Below are 18,109 nucleotides of genomic sequence, written 5' to 3'. Positions count from 1 at the left end.
ATGGCAGAAAGAAGAAAATACGGAAAAAAATCTTGTAAATATACTGAAATGAAAGTAGATTTTATTGATTATAAAAACACTGAGTTATTAAAAATTTCTATGAGTGAAAGAGGTAAAATTATGCCTAGAAGACTTACAGGAAATTCTAAAAATGCTCAAGAAATGGTAGAAAAAGCAATTAAAAGAGCTAGACATATGGCATTAGTTCCTTATGTTGTTGATACTCAAAATGTTTCTGATACAGCATATGCTAGAACATTTTTATAATATTTAATTTATAAAAGGTAAAAAGGCTAGAAGATTAATCTTCTAGCCTTTTTTTATATTTAAAAACTTTTAAATTTAAACTTTTTTAGCTAAAAGCCTTCTTATATTTTCAGCTTGTTCTTTTGCTTTCTCTTCTCTTTCTTCTCTCATAGCTCTTAAATTATCAAGTGTTTCTTGTTTTTCTCTATCTAAATTTGCTCTTATTTGAATAGCTTTTCTATTATTTGAAAGACCACAAACAGCAGAGAATTTCTCTTTTTTATTTATATAAATTGTAGAAGATGAAGAAGTTGCATTTTTTGAAAATACTATTACATCATTCTCTTTTAAATTTAATATCTCCTTTGCACTAAGTTCTGTTTCTGCCATAATAGCTTCAACTTCCATTTTAGCACCAGCAATCAAAGTTTTTATATCTCTTTTTCTACTTGATTTTCTACTACTATTTTCTGTAAATATCTTTTCCACAACTTTATCTAGTAAAGATTCAAAATATGAAACAGGATAACAAATAGAGAAAAATCCTGAGTCTTCATCTATAATTATCTCTAAAACTACAAGCAATACAACTTCGTGATCTGAAACTATCTGAATAGCATTTGCATTTGTATCTTTTGACTCAATTTTAAAATTTAAGCTTGTAACTTCACCCCAAGTTTTATGTAAAATTTTTATAAACATTTTATAAAAATGCTCTAAAATCTCAACTTCTATCTCTGTTAATTCTCTATCTATATTATCAGAAGTATTAACCGCCCCACTTCCAAGTAAATCAGCAATTATCTTATGCGAAATTCCAGGATTACACTCTACAACCAATCTTCCATCTAGTGGTTTAAATGACAAAGTATTTAGTGAAGTTACTTGAGGAATTGATAATAAGAACTCACCATAAGTCATCTGCTCTATTGAAGTTAGCTTTACATCTACAAGTTTTCTAAGCATTGAAGAGAGTTCATTTATAAAATCTCTTAACATTTTATCGTGCATAGTTGAGAAAGCTTTGAGCTGATCTGGAGTAATTCTATTTGGTTTTTTAAAATCATAAATTGAGTAGTTTTTCTCTTTTGATACAACTTTATCAAGTGGGCTTATACCATCAAAATCTTCACCTTGTTCGGCTATATCTAAAAGAGCATCTATTTCATCTTGACTTAAAAATTCAGCCATTTTATCCTCTTACTTCTATATCAACATCCATAGCACCCATCTCTTTTATGAGCTTTAAAGTATCAATAATTTCACTCATTGGTAACTTCATAACTTTCATAGATCTTACTAAATCAGAAACAGTAGGATTACTTTTTGTATTTATCATAGCATTATCAATATTTACAATAGCCTTATCAGCAATTTTTACATTATCACCTATGTTCATTCCAGGATTTTTTCTCATATCATCCCACTCTTCAGGCTTTAAAGGAGTTTTGCTAATTCTAATTGTGAAGCTTCCTCTTGCAATTGTAACTGGATCAATTACAACATCCCCACCAGTTATAACTGATTCTCTATTTATATCAATAATAAGTTTTTTCTTAAATGTAGAATCAAGTTCAATATTTTGAACCATTGCTATAAACTTTACAATATTTATATTTGCTGGTTTCTCAACCTCGATAGTTCTTGTATCAATGGCAGTTGCAAGTCTTTTACCAAATTTCTCATTGATTTTTGTCTCTATTAAATCAGCATTTGTTGCTGAACTTTTAAGCAAACTTAGCTGAATTGATGTTTCGCTTTGGAAATCATAATCTATTTCATTTTCAACAGTTGCTCCATCATAGATAAAACCTGTTGTTTTATTTGCTTCATTTGCTATAATTGTACCTTGAGCAAGAGCATAAACATTTCCATCTACACCTTTTAATTGTGTTATTAAAAGCTCTCCATTATCAATAGATTTTGCATCTCCAATAGTTGAAACTTTTACTTTAATTTTATCACCTTGTCTTGAGAAAGCTGGTAAATCAGCAGTTACCATAACAGCAGCAATATTTTTTGAGTTAATTGAACCTGCTGGAATTTTTATATATGAGTTTCTTAAAAGATTTTGTAAACTTTGCATTGTAAACTTAGATTTATCACCTGTTCCTGCAAGTCCAACAATAAGTCCATAACCAATTAGCTGATTATCTCTTATTCCTATTACATTTGAAATATCTTTGATAGTTTGAGAAAAAAGAGTTGAAACAAGACAAATAACTATAAAAATATATCTCAAAATTAATCTCCAAAATAGAATAAATTTCATTTTATCAAAAATTTAATAAAAAAAGGTATAATCTAAGCTAATAAACTATTATTTGTAGGGCTAGAATATTGAATATTTATATATATGGAACACCAAGCTTTAAAAAAGAGATTCATAAAACCTTAATAGATTCAAATATAAAATTAAAATTGGGTGCAAACAACCTAATAAAAGAGATTGAAAGCCTCACTGCTTTAAAAGAGATAATATCAGAAAACTCAAAAGAGATTTTTCTCATTGATGACTCAAAAATAATCAAAAAAAATTCATTTGCAAAAAAAGTAAAATTCCTTACTCCAAAAGATGCAATTGAAGAAGAATTTCTATTAAATAGTGGAATTGCCGATTTATCAGTAGATTCTTTAGAAGAAATTCCTAAATATATATTAAAAAAATATGAGCAAGAACAAGCGATTGAAGATATAAATATACAAATAGAGCAAGAAAATAATGAAAGTTATGATGAAGATATTATAAAAAAACAAGAAATTATCCTAGATAATGATAATTTTTCGATGAACTTAGAAGAGAATTCTGAAAATTCGCAGGAAAATGAAGAACATAATTCACTAGATGACGAACTAGCAAATCTTTTGGTAAAAACCCCAAATAGTAATGAAATAGAGAAAAATGAAGAACTTGATAATAGCATTGCTGAACTTGAAAATCTTTTTGTAGATGATGATAAAATAGGAAGTGTTTATGATACAAATATTGTTGATTTTAATGATAATTTTGGATTAAATAATATATCATTTGACTATGACGATAGCACAATTATAAATGATACAAGCTCTAGTTTAGATGATGAAGAATTACTAAAAAGTTTAATGAGTAGTCAAGTTGATGATATAGAAGAAACTTTTGAAAATAATGTTGAAGAGAGTTTTGAAGATATTGATTTTCTTGATATGATTTTAAGTGAAGATAAAAATAAAAACTTAAATAAAGAAGAAGTTCCAAATATTGAAATAAAAAATGTTGAAGAAAATAACGATATTGTAAAAGAACCTGAATTAACAGAACTTTTAAACAAAATAGAAGAGACAAAACAAACAACAGAACCTATAAAAGGAGACAAAATGGCAACTGATGATTTTTCAGAACTTGATTTAATAAATGAAAAAGATTTATTAGATGCTTTAAATTTAGAACAAAGCCCATCTACACAAACAACACAAAATAGTGTTGAAGTTTTAAATCATTCAAGTAATAATGAAGTTGTAAATATTTCTAGTTCAAATATAGATGATTTGGCAAAACTTTTCTCTAAAATTTTGAATAACAAAACTTTAGAAATTACAATAAAAATAAAAGATTAATATGGATTTAATTGGTATCGCTCAAAGTACTGTAAAAATAATCTTAATTTTAGGATTACCATCACTTATAGTAAGTATGATTATAGGACTTGTGATATCTATATTTTCAGCAGTAACTCAAGTAAATGATGCATCTTTAAGCTTCGTTCCAAAAATGATAATCGTTTCTATATTCATTTTAATAACACTTCCTTGGGTTGGAGAACATATAGGTACTTATGCAACTGATTTATGGAACAATATTTTAATTTTTGGTGAATAGTTTGATAAATAAATTATATAACCTTAAAAAAAATCAAACAGACCAAATGCTAATAGTAAAATCACAAATTGATTCAAGAATAGAGCAAATAGAAGCAGAAATTTTACTTACAAAAAACAGTATAACAAGTGCGACTGTACAAAAAAATGGAGCAATTTCTGATTTTGTAATCCTAACTATGCACAAAGATACAATGAAATTGCATATAAAAAAGTTAGAAAGAGAGAAAATGAAATTAGCTGAAGAGCTTAAAAATATAGTAAATGAAATTGTAGAGCTACAAAAACAAGCTGAACAATTTAAATATATATTAGAAGAGCAAAAAATTGAAGCAAGAGCTATGGCTTTAAAACTTGAACAAGAGACAACTGAAGAGTTTATTCAAAGTAAATATATAAGAAGATAAAGGAAGTTTTTTGAATAAAATAATTATTATTTTTGCCATTTTTTTTGTTATTTTTTTAAATGCTCAAGAGACAAGTAGCTCTCTTACTAGACAAAAATTAGAAGTTTTAGAACTAAAAAAAGAGCTAAATAACTTTTATGAAGAGAAAGAAAAAGAGTATCAAGAAAACAAAAAAGAACTAGAAGATATTTTAGCTCAAATCGAAAAAGAGAAAAATGAGATAAAAACACTTCACGATAGAAATGAAGAGGTTTTAAAAGAGATAAAGTTAGAAGTTGATAGTAAAATTGCAAAAATTTATAATGCAATGAAAGCAAAAAATGCCGCAGAGATTTTTGATAATATGATTAGTGAGGGTAAAATTGATGATGTTTTTGCTATAATCTTAAGATTAAAAGAGAACAATGTAACACAAATACTGAAATTTATGGATATTTCACACTCTTCTATTATTACACATTTACTAGAAGATTATAAAAATAGAAATAAGTAAAAAAGGATAGATATGGCAGAAGATAATGCAGAAGTAAAAAGCCAAAGTAGTGGGAAAGGCTTAATGATAGTTTTAATTGCATTAATATTTATATTAATTATTGCAGTTGCTGGAGGTTTTTACTTTCTTTACAATCAAACTTCAAACTTAAGCAATAACCAAAATCAGGGGCAAGTTGAGCAACAAGCAGCTGCACCTTCAGCTGAAGCTGGTAATTTCAAAGCTGATATAAATGAGCTTGTTTTAAATCTTACTGATTCAAGAGGAAGAGAAAAACTTATGAAACTCTCTTTTTCTATAAAAAGTACAGACCCTACTATTGCAGCTGTTGTAGAAAATTATAAAGCTGAAATTATTGATGTTGTAATATCACAAATTGGAGCTAGAAGTTCTGAAGAGCTTTTGACTGTTGGAGGGAAAAATCTTCTAAAAGATGAACTTGTAAATGATATAAATGGTGTTTTAAACTCTATTCCTGCTGATAAAAAAGTAGCAAGAGATAGTGTAAAAACAATTTTATTTACAACCTTTGTTATTAAATAATGATAGTAGCAGTTAAAAGAAACAAAAACACAAACCTTATAAAAGTAGTACTTGGTGCTATTTTTGTAGCAATAATTCTATTTTTTAGCTATTCAAAATACCAAACAAATCAAGAAAAAATAAAACTTGCAAATGAAAAACAAGAGATATTAACAATCGAAGCCAATAAAAAAGAGCAAGATAAAATAGATATTGAAAAAGCTATTTTAGTAGAAGTTGAAAAAGCAGTTGAGCTTGTTGGTCAAGAGCATATAAGAACGGTAAAGATTATTGATAATAAAATAGTAATAGTATGCGAACCAAATGCAAATCTTGAAGCTCTATTTGTAAGATATGGTGCAATGGCTATGGTGAAAAAAACACTAAATGAAACTGTTATTGCTGTTGATATTAATTTTATTTTAAAAAGTAGTTTATATGAAAAATAGTATTCTTTTGGCTCTTTTAGCTTTTATTTTTACAGCTTGTAGCTCTTTATCAAAACCAACTTTAGAGTTTGAAAAACCTGAAATTCAAACTCCAAAACAACAACCAGAGCCTAGAAAGAATAAAGGCTCTTTATATTCAGTTCAAGGAACATCACTATTTGCTGATAAAAAAGATTTACAAATGGGTGATATTATTCAAATAATAATCAATGAAGATTTAACATCAAAAACCGATAGTAAAAGAGAATTAACAAGTAATAGAGACAATAACTTAGGTGGAGGGGCTTTTGCCTCAATTGGAGGAGATGAATTAGGTGGAATTGTTGGAAGTACAACAAAAACTTTAAATAAAAATTTGGGTGTTAGTTTTAATACTCAAAGTTCAACTTCAGATAAAGGAAAGGTAAAAACTCAAGTATCTGAAAAATTCCAAACAACAATTTCAGCTATTATTGAAGAGACTTATCAAAATGGAAACTACTTTATCAAAGGTAAAAAAGAAGTTTTACTTGATGCACAAAAACAGACAATTATTATTAGTGGAATTATAAGACCTTATGATATAACATCTGACAATGCTATAAACTCTTCACAAATGGCTGATTTAAAAATACTATATGAAAAAGATGGGGCTGAAGCTGATATTTTAGATACTCCTTGGGGAACAAGGCTATTAAGAAAGATATGGCCATTTTAAACTAATTTTAAGAAATGTAGTTATATAATTTTATATGTTATGAAAAGGAGTTGAGATGCTAGGTACATTAAGTGTTTCACAAACGGGTCTTAATGCTTCTAAATATGCTATTGACAGCATTGGTAATAATCAAGCTAATGCAAATACAACTGGCTATAAAAAAAGAGTTGTAGGTCTTAGTGAGATTGGTCAAGTAAATGGAATTATGACTGGTCGAGGAGTATATTTTGATGGTGTTACTAGAGTTACATCTCAATATATGTATGACAAAATGATTAGTGAAAGTTCAAAAAACAACTACTATACAAAAATGTCAAATCTTATTGGTGGAGTTGAATCTGTTTTTAAAGAGACAGCAGAAAGTGGTTTTTCAGCTGATTTAAATAGATATTATCAATCACTAGAAAATCTAAGAACAAACCCTAGTTCAGAAATATATAAAAATGAGCTAAAAAGAAATGGTCAAATTTTAGTTGATTCTTTACAAAATAAATATACAACAATACAAGATCAACAGAAATATGAAAAAGTAGAGTTCAATGCAAATATCGAGAGAGTAAATAACCTTCTGGGTGATATTGCAAAAGTAAATGATAAAATTCAAAAATTTGGAACAGCAACAAATGATTTACTTGATAAAAGAGATTTATTAGAGCTTGAATTATCTCAATATGTTGATATAAGTGTAAATAGAGATAGTGATTTTTATGAGTTAAAAATTGGTAATCAAACTGTTATTAGTAATAATACAAATGTTCAACCAATAAATGCAATTGAGGTAAAAACAAATCAAATTGATAAGTTTAATCATATAGAATATCATGCAAATAATACATTTACAATATATGATTCTTTAAAATACAATGATGATTATTCGTCAAAAAATATTGATGCTGGTGATATTATAACATTTAAGTTAAACAATCAGCACTCAGTATCAGTAACTATGGGTGAGACTCTTATGGCTGATTTAGGAGATGGTGCAGGTCTTCAATCAGTAACAGTAGATATAAATAATCTTACAAGAGTTATGACCTATAAAATAAACAGCGATGCAAATCTAAAAGATGTTGTTACAGCTTATAATGGTGATTATTCTCTTGATGCGAATGGAAATAAAATTACAAATAATAGCCAAGATAACTATCTTAGACTAGAATCAAATTTACCTGGTGTTGAAAATAGCTTTGATGCAAGATTTAGTATAGAAAAAAGAGATACAGCTGGAATACTTGAAACTACTGGTAATGTTAGAGAGTCTATTTATAAAAATGAGGTAGAGAGTAAAGAGCCTCAAAGTGATATAGGAATTGCTATTTATGAGAGAGAAATAAATGTAAGTAGTGGAATTATGAAAGCTCAAATGGAAAATTTAAGCACGAGTTCTCCAAATAATAAATATCAACAATACTTAGATAAATTGGATGCTTTTGCTATGACTTTTGGAGATATTTCAAATGAATATATCAAAATTGGGCAAGATGAATATATTTATGGAAGTGCTGCTAGTGATAATTATGATAGTGAAATAATTAATAGCTTAGGATTATTTACTGGAAGTAGTGTAAAAACTTTAGAGTTTAATGCAAAAGTTGTAAACACTATAACTCAAAGTGAACTAGATTATTTAGCAACAATTCAATGGAAAATAGATTTAACTTATGATGGAAAAGGTCAAGACTCAACTAGCAAAAATACAGCTTCTTTAAATGACTTTTTTAGAGATATAAGAGTTGCTGTTTCTGCTGATAAAGAGAGTAATGATTTTTTACAAGAAACACAAGAAGCGATTTATAACTCACTTGAAAATACTTATAACAATCTTGTAAAAGTTGATTCAGATGATGAGATGTTAAATCTTATGAAGTTTCAAGCTGCATTTACAGCAAATGCACAAATAATAACAGCTATAAATGAGATGATTCAAACAATTTTAGGTATGAGAAGATAATTTAATTTAAGGAGAACAATATGGCAAATGCAGTTTTAGGATTAGGTTCAGGACAAGCATCAACACTAAATAATGACTTAATTGAAAAATTAAAAGCAGCAGATAAAAAAGCATCAGTTGATCCAATAGAAGCAAAATTAGAAAAGTTTACTTCTGAGAGAGAAGTTATGAACAATATAGGCTCAAAAGTTGATGACCTTTTAGCAGCTGTAAAAGTTTTTAGTTTAAACCAAACAACAGGAACAAATGCTTTTAATAGTAAATCAGCTACAACTTCAGGTGATGCCGTTGTATTTGATGCAGAAGATGTAAATGCTTTAAAAGCTGGGTTTACAAATGTTGAAATTACTCAATTAGCACAAAAAGATGTTTGGCAAACAAGTGGAGCTGCTATTGATAGCTCTTTAAAAGATACAAAAATAGATAAAGGTATTTTAACTATAAATGGTAAAGATTTTGATACAGCAGATTTTACTTATGAGGAACTTGTAAAAGAGATAAATAAAGAAGTACCAGGGGTTACAGCTTCTTTGGCTGATATTGGAAGTGGTGGTTTTAGATTATCAATAAAAAGTGATAATACAGGAGAAGCAAATAAAGTAACTATTTCTGGAAGTACACTAGGGTTTGATAATGTTTTAGAAGCAAAAGATATGAAAATGAAACTTGATGGTGTAGATTATCAAAGTTCATCAAATACTATGGTAGTTGATGGTTTAAAAATTTCTGCAACAAAAGTTGGAACTTCAACTATAAATATTGAAGAAGACAATAGTCAATTAAAAACTCAAATGGAAGCTTTTGCAAAAGCTTACAATGAGTTAAATGCTACTATTGATAAAGAGCTTTATGGTACAGATTCAAGTGTTGCTGATAAAAGTGCTTTAAGAGATATTATGAGTAAATTAAAAAATAATCTTTTTGGCACAGGAAATGGTGATCAAACTATTTTTAGTTATGGTTTCTCTTTTAATGAAACAAGTGGTGATTTAAAATTTGATTCAGCAACATTTGAAAAAGCAGTAAAAACAGATAAACAAGGTTTACAAAACCTATTCGTTGGAGTTGCTGAAAAACCAGGTATTGCGACAGTTTTAGATGAAGCTATATCAATTTCAGGTGTTAAAAAAACACTTCTTGATTATGATTTAAATATGCTTTCAAGAGAGAATACATTGAAAAAAGATAAAGAAGCAGCTGAAAAAGCTCTTGATTTGAGATATCAACAAATGTCTTTACAATTTGCATCTTATGGAGCAATTATAAACCAAATGGAAGCTTCTTTTAATGGTTTAAAAATGATGATTCAACAATCAACTGCAAGTAATAACTAATAAAATAGGAAATGATTAAATTCATTTCCTATTTAAGAAAAATTATTATATACTAAATCACAAAATTATTCTAGGAGAAAAGTTTATGGGTATTGAAGCATACAATCAGCAAATAGCGGTTTCTGATGATCCTTATGTTTTAGTTTTAAAATTATATGAAGGTGTTATAAAATATCTCTCTTTTGTTAAAAATGCAATGGATGACAATAATGTTGAACAAAAATTCACATATATAAATAAAACAATTGCTATTTTTGATGAGTTAAGAAATGTTCTTGATTTTGATGGTGGAGAAGTTGCTTACTATTTAGATGGTTTGTATCTATACCAAATTGAAACTCTATTTGCTGCTGGAATTGATGATAATATCAATGCGGTTAATCAAGTTATGAAAGTTACACAAGGATTAATAGACGCATGGAAAGACGAAACTGGTCTATAAAAGCTTTAGGCGAATTAAATTATATTGATTCGCTTGACTCTTTTGAAAAAGCTGATGCTTTAGTTGTTTGGTGTAAGGATTATTTAGATAATTTCAAGATTGAAGATTTTGATTTAGAGTTAAGTGATTTAAAACAACTTGAAGAACTATTTTATAAAAATCTAAATTTCCTAAAAACTCACAAAGAATATACAAATAATGAGTTACAAAATCTTAAAAAAATGAAAAGATTTTTAAGAAATTAATTTGGTAAAAATATAATATTTTTACCAAACTTTTAATTCATTATAAATACTATCTCTCTCAACTGGAATAAAACCAGAATTTTTTATCAAATCAACAAACTCATTTTGTGCTATTCCATGTCTACTTTTTGCTCCAGCAGCACTTTGAATTGACTCTTTTTCAATAGTTCCATCTACATCATTTGCCCCAAATTCTTGAGCGATAAGTGCTAATTTTACAGTTGAAGTTGCCCAATATGCTTTTATATTTGGAATATTATCAAGTAAAATTCTAGCAACTGCGTAAGTCTTTAAGATTTCATTTGCAGTTACAGGCTCTTTTACTTTTAAGTAGTTATTTTCAGTTTGAAAAACCAAAGGAATAAAGGCATTAAATCCACCTGTTATATCTTGTAGATTTCTAAGTCTTAAAATATGATCAACTCTGTGTTCTCTTGTTTCAATATGTCCAAAAAGCATAGTAGCATTACTTTTTCTTCCTTTTTCATGCCAAAGTTTGTGAATTTCCAACCATTGCTCTGAAGTTACTTTTCCACCGCAAATTCTTTTTCGCACCTTTTCATCAAAAATCTCAGCTCCACCACCTGGCATTGAATCAACACCACTTTCACACATAGTATTTATAATATCTTCATAGCTTAGGTTATATTGTGTGCTTAAAAAGTGAATTTCAGCAGCAGTTAAAGCTTTTATATGAATATTTGGATACTCTTTTTTAATTTTTCTAAAAATATCCATATACCACTCTAATCCTGTATGAGGATTGTGAGCTGAAACTATATGCACCTCTTTTATTCCATTTTTAGATGAGTTTTTTACAGTTTCTAAAATCTCTTCATGACTTAAAGTATATTGATTTGGATTTTTTCTACTTGCACTATATGCACAAAACTGGCAAACATCTTTACAGATATTTGTAGGATTTATATGTCTATTTATATTAAAATATGTTTTTTTTTGATGTTTCTCTTCTCTTATTTTATTTGCATAATATCCCAAAGTTATAACATCTAAATCAAAAAGTTTAACTCCATCTTCATAATCTAATCTTATATTATTTTCTAATTTCTCAATTAAAGTCATTATATCCCCATTATTTACAATCTAAATCTTCTGTATAAGTTTTATCTTTTGCTCGGTAAACAAAACCAACACACTCTTTATTTAAACTGTTATCATAAAAAGCTAGTTTATAGACATAACTTTTATTTTTAGTTACAACATCTTCAACATTTATTCTATTTATTACTTTTAAATTTTTTATATCTTTATGTCCTAAATCTGCTAAAACTTCTTTAAATTTTTCATTTTTCATAGTTTCTATAAAAAAATATACAACTATTCCTAAAAAAATTAAAATTGATATTGTAATTACAGTTTTTTTAGGTAATTTTCTAGTTTCATAACTCATTTCTAAACTCTTCTATTGGTTTAAATGTACAATCAGCTCCATCATAAAACTCAATTGCTCCATTTTCTATTCTATAATACCACCCATGAATTTGAAGCGAACCTTCTTTAATTCTTTTTACAATATACGGAAAAGTAAGTAAATTTTCCATTTGATAAACTATTGATACTTTTTCAGTTGTTTGATAAATTTGCTCTTTATCTTCTTTATTTTGTGTTGCCAAAAGTGTGTACTCTTTTGCTTTTTTTCCAAGTTCCAACCATTTTTTAATATTTATAAGCTCGGGGCTATCACCTAAATCTTTATATAGACTTCTACAAGCTCCACAGTGTGAATGCCCACAAACAATAATATGCTTTACATTAAGTACATTTACAGCATATTCAATAACCGCACTACTTCCGTGATAATCATTGTCTGGATTATATGGTGGTACAAAATTTCCAACATTTCTAAGAGTAAACATATCTCCTGGTTTTGTATCAAGAACAAGCTCTGGTGTAACCCTACTATCGCTACAACCAATAAAAAGAATATCTGGGTTTTGCCCATCTTGTGAAAGTTGTTTTAAATCTGTCTCATACTTTGTAAATCTAGCTTCTCTAAACTTTTTATTGCCTTTTATCAAATCATTTATTTGCATTTAAATCCTTTATTAAATCACAAGCTTTTTTCAACTCATAAGGTTTTATATCAACCTTAGCTATAAGCCTAATAATCGCTTTTTTAACCGTTGGTTGTCTTATTGCACCAACTAAGAAGCCATTTTCTTTTAAGATTTTTTGTATCTTTAAGACCTTTTTATTATCATTTACTAGTATTGGAATAATTAGTGATTTTGAATTTATTCCTAAATAGCTTTGGATTATATTTAAATTTTGTTTAATTTTTTGTTTTAAAGCTTTTTTATTATTTAGAATATATTTTAAACTTTCATATCCTAAAGCTGTATCAAATAGCGATGGAGCGGTTGAGTAGATTATTGGTTTTGCCCTATTTTGTAAAAATTCTATTATATTTTTTGATGCCAAAATATAAGCTCCGTAAGAGCCATAAGCTTTTCCTAAAGTTCCCATTTTTATATGATTATCTTCTATTTTTATATTATAATAATCATAAATTCCTAAAAGATTTTCTCCAATTACACCAGAACTATGGGCTTCATCAACAACTAAAAGAGCATTGTATTTGTTTGCTATATCAAATATCTCTTTTTTTGCAATATTTCCATTCATAGAGTAAACACCCTCTATTGCTATAACCTTTCGTCCACTATTTTGACAAGATAAAAGCTTATTTTCCAAATCTTTTTCATCATTATGAGAAAAAGTTATTACTTGTTTAGAATCAAGTAATTTTGAAGCCAAAATTCCACTTGCATGATACTCTTCATCAATAAAAAGAGTATCATTTTTTCGCACCAAACTTTCAATCAAAGAGATATTTGCTAAAAATCCACTTCCAACAATAATAGCTTTTTCAAAGCCATTTGCTTTGCAAAGTAAATTTTCAAATTTTTGATGAATTTTTGAGTAACCATTTACTAACATTGAGGCTTTTGGTGAAAAATAGTGATTTTTTAAAACTCTTTTATAAGCCTTTTCAAAAAGTTTTTTATTTTGAGCCAAACCCAAATAATCATTTGATGCAAGGTCAAGTAAATTTTTATCAAAAACCACTCTATTTCTAAAACGGTTTGCTTTTTTTATTGCTTCTAGCTCTTTTTCGTACAAAATTTCTCCATAAATAATAAATTATAATAGCCAAAATGTGATGTTAAATAGGTTAATTACAAAAATTATAATATTTTACATAAAATGCTAGTTTTTTGCTATTAAGATAAATTATAATTCTTTTGTACTACAAAAACAAGTATACAAGTCACTAAGGGTGTTTTTTTGCGACCTTCACCCTTAGGTCACATTGTAATATTTTCTATTAATTCAATATTTTCATCACTTACAACAATAGCATCTATACAAAAAGCAGTATTCAGAGATTTTATTTGTAAATAATACTCTACACTTCTCTTAATTTTTGATAATTTTTTAGGAGTCAAATTTGAAATTGCACTTTCATAATCCAAACCAGATTTTACTTCGCAAAAACGATAAACCTCATCTTTTTTTGCAATAATATCAATCTCTCCTAATTTTTTTGCATAGAAATTTGTCTCCACTATTTGAAAACCTAAATCTTCCAAAAAGGAAATTGCTCTTTTCTCAGCAAAATTTCCCTTTTCTCTACTCATACTATTTACCCGCCACCAACAAAATTTAGAAGCTCTAAAACATCATTCTCTTTTGGCTCATAAGTATTCCAAATATCTTTTTTTACAATATCCATATTAATAGCTGCTGCCATTACTTTATCTTCAATTTTCAGCTCTTTTATTATCTCTAAAAGTGTTGAGTTATCTTTAAAATTCATTATTTCACCATTTACAGTAATTTTCACAAAATTCCTTTATATTTTTAATAAAAATGATTATACTTTTTGGGCTATTTTCTTATGCTTAAGCACTTAAATCTTTCGCCCAATTGACTTGGATTTATCAATTTCTTTACCTTTTGTAGCTCTATTTGATAATTTTTTTCATCTATTTTACTTTTTAAAATCTCTAATAAATCCAAAATTCCAAAATCAATCAAGGCTTTTGCTTGAGTTTGAAACAAAAAATCATCTACAAAATTTTCTCTAAAACAATCAATTATATAATCAAAATGTACATCATAAGTAATATCAGATTTTTTATACAACTCTTTTAAGTCTAAATTCTCTTCAAAAAAAGGAAAAACCAAATGATTTTGATAAATTCTTAAACTAAAATCATCTCGAAAATATTTATCTCCATAATCAAATGTAACAAATTCAAAAGTTTTTATATTTTTACAAAGCTTTGTTATAAAATCAAAATATGAAAGCGATATTTCTCCATTTTTAATTCCATATTTTTCGCAATGCTCTAAAATCTTCTCATCTTTACAAGGTAAAAATTCTACTTTATGATTTTCTACAAAAGCTTGATGCAAAATCTCATCTTTTGTAAATACCAAATCACAAGAAAAAGAGTCAAAAATTTCATTTGAAACAATAAAAGCACTATCAAGTTTTATATCTTCAATATCTTCATAATGTCTGAAATTTATAGAGTCTCCAAAAGAGTCAAAAAGATATTTTTTTTGAATATCTCTTAAATTCTCATATTTTTCTAAAATTGCAAAATTTAGTGTTTGAAGTAATTCTGGTTTTAAAGTATAAATAAATTGAATAATATCAGCTAGTAAATAGCCTTTTTCAGCACCTATTTCTAAAATTGTAGAGTTCTTATCTAAAAAATCATCTTCAATTGTTGAAATAATTTTTTTAGCAATTGCTCCACCAAAAAATTGTGAAACACTAACAGAGGTAAAGAAATCTCCATCTTTACCTATGTTTTTGTAGTTTGTGTAGTAGCCATCTTTTTCATATAGCCAAGAGTTAAAATATTCGCTAAATCTTATCATTCTAAGATTTTAGCAAAAGCTTATTTACAAACATCAATAACCGACTCTTGATTTGGATATAAATAAACTTCAACTCTTCTATTTAGTGCCATATTCTCTTTTGAACTATTTACAACAACTGGTTTATCAAAAGAACAACCTCTTGAAAATATCTGATTTGTTGCACCATTTCCATATATAATATTTCCTACATTACTTGCTCTTTTTTCTGATAAAGTTTGATTATAAGCATGTTTTCCTGCATTATCAGTATGCCCTACAACTTGAACCAAAGTATTTGGATAGTTTTTTAATACACTATTTATCTTTGTGATTTTTTGACTTGCACTAGATGTTGGATTTGCAGAGTTTGTTTCAAACATCATATCATCTCTAAACATTATTTTTACATATTTATCAGTATTTGAAACTATTAAATCTTGATTTGGATCCATTTGTGCATTTGGATTATTATTTACATCTGTATTTAAACTTTCAGCTACTTCTTTTGCCTGTTTATCAATACTATATCCAATCGCTCCACCAATAGCAGCTCCTGCAACTCCACCTATTACTTTGTTTCTTGATTTACTTCCACTACCAATATTATTTCCTAATATTGTCCCAGCAACTGCACCAATTGTTGTTCCAATAATTGCACCTTTGTTATCACTAAAAAAACCGCCCTCATTTTGCCCACTTTGATTTCCAGAACCTGTTGCACAACCTGTAAATAGTGTTCCTGCAAGTGCTATACTAATAATTGTTTTAAAATTTAATATTTTCATAATAAGCCTTTTTGTTATTTTTGTGATTTTAGCATACACATAGTGGAATAATTGTATAAAAACTCAACATATTTATAATAATTAAATAAATTATAATAAATTATTTAGTAATATTCAAAATTATTAAATTAACAATTGGGAACATATGAAATATATACTTTTATTAATCTTTATTTTTAGCTCTTCTTTTGCACAAAATAGTAGTGATATTATAAATAGACAAATTAAAGATTTAGAGGAAAAAAAGGCTTTTGAGCAAAGAGTAGTTGATGAGCAACAAAAAAATAGTTTAAATTTTGACAATGAACTAATTAAAATTGATCAAGATAAAAAAGAAGAAAACTGTATAGAAATTAATAAAATAAATATTTTAGGTTCTACTATTTTTAAAAATAGTGATTTTAAAGATTTAATAAAACCTTATTTAAATAAGTGTAATGGGATAAAGAACTTATCAAATTTAAGAGATAAAATTTCAAATAAATATATAGATAAAGGCTATGTTACGAGTAGAGCATATTTTAAAGCCGAGGATTTAACAACCAAAAAACTAAATATATATATTCTTGAAGGAAAAATAGAAAAAATAGAGAGTGAAAATATAAATATTTCAAATCTATTTATAAATCATAAAGATAAAGTTTTAAATCTAAGAGATTTAGAAACTATTGTAAAACAAGCAGAAAGATTACAATCTCAAAAATTGGATTTACAATTAATTCCAAGCCAGAAAGAAGGATATACTGAAGTAAAAATATTTAATCATAGCTTAGAAAATAAACTTTTTGGAAATATTGGAATAAATAATTTTGGTCAAGACAAAACAGGGAAATACCAAATATATAGCAACTTAAACTATGAAAATCTTTTTGGCATAAGTGATATTTTTAGCCTAAATTTAAACTCTACAAATCATGCACTTAAAACAAATGATAAAACACTTGGAACTTCTATAAATTACTCTTTTCCTGTTGATAGATTTTTATTTGATATTTACTATAACTACTCAAACTATAAACAGATAAACAAAGATAATTTCTCCTCAAATTATCAATCAAATGGAAATAATTACTCATTTGGTATAGATAGCTCATATAAACTTTTTCACTCTTATAAACATAGTATAGAGTTACTATTAAATTATGAAAACAAATACACAAAAAACTATTTAAATGATGTAAAACTTGACTTACAAAGTTACAATATTTCATCTTTGAGTGCAGGTTTTAAACATAATTATAAATCAGATACCTTTGATTACTATAGTAAATTAATGGTAAAAAAAGGATTGTCTGGAAATAAAGATGATATTTCTAAACAAGATATTTACTTTACAAAATATCTATTTGATTTAGGATTTAACAAATATTTTAATACAGCAAATAATCTAAAATATAATTTTTATCTAAGAGGTCAATACTCAAACAACAATTTATTTGGAACGGAAGAGATTAGTATGGGTGGGGTTTATAGTGTTAGAGGATTTAACGATGAGGGCTTGTATGGGAATAAAGGCTTTTATACAAGAAACGAACTTTCACAAATGTATCAAATAGATAGTTTAATCATTTCTCCATATTTAGGATTAGATTATGGATATGTTTCAAACAATATTTATAGTTTAGGTGGAGAGTTATACGGCTTTGTATTTGGGTCAAGAATCTATTTAAAAAATTTGGCTTAATGAAAAAAATGGGTTGCTAAATTATCATTTTTTATTATAGTTACTTAGATATTCATCTATAAGTTTTATCTTTCTTTTTTTAGCTAATCCTTGATGTAAT

General features: G+C 27.0%; 23 protein-coding genes. 13 read left to right on the top strand and 10 right to left on the bottom strand.

Features of this window, described 5'->3' with window-relative positions:
- On the top strand, positions 1-267 hold the full coding sequence (rpsR, locus tag IQC44_RS02195; protein ID WP_024774557.1) for a 30S ribosomal protein S18: 267 nt from the start codon (positions 1-3) through the stop codon (positions 265-267).
- Positions 268-342: 75 nt separating this feature from the next.
- Here the strand turns inward: rpsR and fliM are convergent, their stop codons facing one another.
- Positions 343-1,437, bottom strand: a complete 1,095-nt coding sequence (gene fliM / locus IQC44_RS02190) for a flagellar motor switch protein FliM (protein ID WP_198304570.1) — start codon at positions 1,435-1,437, stop codon at positions 343-345.
- 1 nt (position 1,438) lies between these two features.
- Entirely contained in the window at positions 1,439-2,488 is a 1,050-nt protein-coding gene (locus IQC44_RS02185; RefSeq protein ID WP_198304569.1) for a flagellar basal body P-ring protein FlgI, read from the bottom strand.
- A gap of 98 nt (positions 2,489-2,586) precedes the next feature.
- On the opposite strand from IQC44_RS02185, the gene IQC44_RS02180 reads away from it, so the two are divergent.
- The 11 genes from IQC44_RS02180 (at position 2,587) to IQC44_RS02130 (ending at position 10,641) form a co-directional block, all read left to right on the top strand.
- Positions 2,587-3,840, top strand: a complete 1,254-nt coding sequence (locus IQC44_RS02180; protein ID WP_198304568.1) for a hypothetical protein — start codon at positions 2,587-2,589, stop codon at positions 3,838-3,840.
- A gap of 1 nt (position 3,841) precedes the next feature.
- Entirely contained in the window at positions 3,842-4,102 is a 261-nt protein-coding gene (locus IQC44_RS02175; protein ID WP_198304567.1) for a flagellar biosynthetic protein FliQ, read from the top strand.
- Position 4,103: 1 nt separating this feature from the next.
- A complete protein-coding gene (locus IQC44_RS02170; protein WP_198304566.1) occupies positions 4,104-4,508 on the top strand; it encodes a hypothetical protein in 405 nt (134 codons plus the stop codon).
- A gap of 10 nt (positions 4,509-4,518) precedes the next feature.
- Positions 4,519-5,001 (top strand): MotE family protein, encoded by a 483-nt coding sequence (locus tag IQC44_RS02165; RefSeq protein WP_198304565.1) that lies wholly within the window; start codon positions 4,519-4,521, stop codon positions 4,999-5,001.
- Positions 5,002-5,013: 12 nt separating this feature from the next.
- Positions 5,014-5,544, top strand: coding sequence for a flagellar basal body-associated FliL family protein (locus IQC44_RS02160; RefSeq protein WP_198304564.1), 531 nt, complete (start codon positions 5,014-5,016; stop codon positions 5,542-5,544).
- Positions 5,544-5,972: a hypothetical protein gene (locus tag IQC44_RS02155; protein WP_198304563.1), complete on the top strand. Its 429-nt coding sequence runs from the start codon at positions 5,544-5,546 to the stop codon at positions 5,970-5,972. Before IQC44_RS02160 ends, IQC44_RS02155 begins: the two co-directional genes overlap by 1 nt.
- Positions 5,962-6,669, top strand: coding sequence for a flagellar basal body L-ring protein FlgH (locus tag IQC44_RS02150; RefSeq protein WP_198304562.1), 708 nt, complete (start codon positions 5,962-5,964; stop codon positions 6,667-6,669). Before IQC44_RS02155 ends, IQC44_RS02150 begins: the two co-directional genes overlap by 11 nt.
- Positions 6,670-6,724: 55 nt before the next feature.
- A complete protein-coding gene (locus IQC44_RS02145) occupies positions 6,725-8,620 on the top strand; it encodes a flagellar hook-associated protein FlgK (protein ID WP_198304561.1) in 1,896 nt (631 codons plus the stop codon).
- Positions 8,621-8,640: 20 nt separating this feature from the next.
- Positions 8,641-9,954, top strand: a complete 1,314-nt coding sequence (fliD, locus tag IQC44_RS02140) for a flagellar filament capping protein FliD (RefSeq protein ID WP_198304560.1) — start codon at positions 8,641-8,643, stop codon at positions 9,952-9,954.
- 85 nt (positions 9,955-10,039) lie between these two features.
- Positions 10,040-10,396, top strand: a complete 357-nt coding sequence (gene fliS / locus IQC44_RS02135; RefSeq protein ID WP_198304559.1) for a flagellar export chaperone FliS — start codon at positions 10,040-10,042, stop codon at positions 10,394-10,396.
- Positions 10,372-10,641, top strand: coding sequence for a hypothetical protein (locus tag IQC44_RS02130; protein WP_198304558.1), 270 nt, complete (start codon positions 10,372-10,374; stop codon positions 10,639-10,641). The genes fliS and IQC44_RS02130 overlap by 25 nt, the downstream gene beginning before the upstream one ends.
- 21 nt (positions 10,642-10,662) lie before the next feature.
- Here the strand turns inward: IQC44_RS02130 and mqnE are convergent, their stop codons facing one another.
- From mqnE to IQC44_RS02090, 8 genes are all read right to left on the bottom strand, one after another.
- Positions 10,663-11,724 (bottom strand): aminofutalosine synthase MqnE, encoded by a 1,062-nt coding sequence (mqnE, locus tag IQC44_RS02125; RefSeq protein WP_198304557.1) that lies wholly within the window; start codon positions 11,722-11,724, stop codon positions 10,663-10,665.
- A 10-nt stretch (positions 11,725-11,734) separates the two neighbouring features.
- Positions 11,735-12,052 carry a hypothetical protein gene (locus IQC44_RS02120; RefSeq protein WP_198304556.1) on the bottom strand — a complete coding sequence of 106 codons (318 nt, stop codon included), beginning with the start codon at positions 12,050-12,052 and terminating at the stop codon, positions 11,735-11,737.
- Complete coding sequence (locus tag IQC44_RS02115) at positions 12,042-12,695, bottom strand: carbonic anhydrase (protein WP_198304555.1); 654 nt, start codon at positions 12,693-12,695, stop codon at positions 12,042-12,044. The genes IQC44_RS02120 and IQC44_RS02115 overlap by 11 nt, the downstream gene beginning before the upstream one ends.
- Positions 12,682-13,785 carry an aminotransferase class I/II-fold pyridoxal phosphate-dependent enzyme gene (locus tag IQC44_RS02110; protein ID WP_198304554.1) on the bottom strand — a complete coding sequence of 368 codons (1,104 nt, stop codon included), beginning with the start codon at positions 13,783-13,785 and terminating at the stop codon, positions 12,682-12,684. The genes IQC44_RS02115 and IQC44_RS02110 overlap by 14 nt, the downstream gene beginning before the upstream one ends.
- A gap of 185 nt (positions 13,786-13,970) precedes the next feature.
- Positions 13,971-14,303, bottom strand: coding sequence for a YraN family protein (locus IQC44_RS02105; RefSeq protein WP_198304553.1), 333 nt, complete (start codon positions 14,301-14,303; stop codon positions 13,971-13,973).
- 5 nt (positions 14,304-14,308) lie between these two features.
- Entirely contained in the window at positions 14,309-14,509 is a 201-nt protein-coding gene (thiS, locus tag IQC44_RS02100) for a sulfur carrier protein ThiS (RefSeq protein ID WP_198304552.1), read from the bottom strand.
- Between the two features lie 44 nt (positions 14,510-14,553).
- On the bottom strand, positions 14,554-15,558 hold the full coding sequence (locus IQC44_RS02095; protein WP_198304551.1) for an SAM-dependent methyltransferase: 1,005 nt from the start codon (positions 15,556-15,558) through the stop codon (positions 14,554-14,556).
- Between the two features lie 20 nt (positions 15,559-15,578).
- On the bottom strand, positions 15,579-16,325 hold the full coding sequence (locus IQC44_RS02090) for an OmpA family protein (RefSeq protein WP_198304550.1): 747 nt from the start codon (positions 16,323-16,325) through the stop codon (positions 15,579-15,581).
- A gap of 145 nt (positions 16,326-16,470) precedes the next feature.
- Between IQC44_RS02090 and IQC44_RS02085 the strand changes: the two genes are divergently transcribed.
- Entirely contained in the window at positions 16,471-18,009 is a 1,539-nt protein-coding gene (locus IQC44_RS02085) for a ShlB/FhaC/HecB family hemolysin secretion/activation protein (RefSeq protein WP_198304549.1), read from the top strand.
- The last annotated feature ends 100 nt before the right edge of the window (positions 18,010-18,109 follow it).

It is taken from the genome of Arcobacter vandammei (genome assembly GCF_016106035.1).
GTDB lineage: Bacteria > Campylobacterota > Campylobacteria > Campylobacterales > Arcobacteraceae > Aliarcobacter > Aliarcobacter vandammei.
This window is presented reverse-complemented; position numbering and strand designations above follow the sequence as displayed.

Excerpts from the sequence above, each read along its gene's own strand:
- rpsR (WP_024774557.1), top strand. The coding sequence starts at position 1 with ATGGCAGAAAGAAGAAAATACGGAAAAAAATCTTGTAAATATACTGAA.
- fliM (WP_198304570.1), bottom strand. The coding sequence starts at position 1,437 with ATGGCTGAATTTTTAAGTCAAGATGAAATAGATGCTCTTTTAGATATA.
- IQC44_RS02175 (WP_198304567.1), top strand. The coding sequence starts at position 3,842 with ATGGATTTAATTGGTATCGCTCAAAGTACTGTAAAAATAATCTTAATT.
- IQC44_RS02160 (WP_198304564.1), top strand. The coding sequence starts at position 5,014 with ATGGCAGAAGATAATGCAGAAGTAAAAAGCCAAAGTAGTGGGAAAGGC.
- IQC44_RS02155 (WP_198304563.1), top strand. The coding sequence starts at position 5,544 with ATGATAGTAGCAGTTAAAAGAAACAAAAACACAAACCTTATAAAAGTA.
- IQC44_RS02150 (WP_198304562.1), top strand. The coding sequence starts at position 5,962 with ATGAAAAATAGTATTCTTTTGGCTCTTTTAGCTTTTATTTTTACAGCT.
- IQC44_RS02145 (WP_198304561.1), top strand. The coding sequence starts at position 6,725 with ATGCTAGGTACATTAAGTGTTTCACAAACGGGTCTTAATGCTTCTAAA.
- fliD (WP_198304560.1), top strand. The coding sequence starts at position 8,641 with ATGGCAAATGCAGTTTTAGGATTAGGTTCAGGACAAGCATCAACACTA.
- fliS (WP_198304559.1), top strand. The coding sequence starts at position 10,040 with ATGGGTATTGAAGCATACAATCAGCAAATAGCGGTTTCTGATGATCCT.
- IQC44_RS02130 (WP_198304558.1), top strand. The coding sequence starts at position 10,372 with ATGGAAAGACGAAACTGGTCTATAAAAGCTTTAGGCGAATTAAATTAT.
- mqnE (WP_198304557.1), bottom strand. The coding sequence starts at position 11,724 with ATGACTTTAATTGAGAAATTAGAAAATAATATAAGATTAGATTATGAA.
- IQC44_RS02120 (WP_198304556.1), bottom strand. The coding sequence starts at position 12,052 with ATGAGTTATGAAACTAGAAAATTACCTAAAAAAACTGTAATTACAATA.
- IQC44_RS02115 (WP_198304555.1), bottom strand. The coding sequence starts at position 12,695 with ATGCAAATAAATGATTTGATAAAAGGCAATAAAAAGTTTAGAGAAGCT.
- IQC44_RS02105 (WP_198304553.1), bottom strand. The coding sequence starts at position 14,303 with ATGAGTAGAGAAAAGGGAAATTTTGCTGAGAAAAGAGCAATTTCCTTT.
- IQC44_RS02095 (WP_198304551.1), bottom strand. The coding sequence starts at position 15,558 with ATGATAAGATTTAGCGAATATTTTAACTCTTGGCTATATGAAAAAGAT.
- IQC44_RS02090 (WP_198304550.1), bottom strand. The coding sequence starts at position 16,325 with ATGAAAATATTAAATTTTAAAACAATTATTAGTATAGCACTTGCAGGA.
- IQC44_RS02085 (WP_198304549.1), top strand. The coding sequence starts at position 16,471 with ATGAAATATATACTTTTATTAATCTTTATTTTTAGCTCTTCTTTTGCA.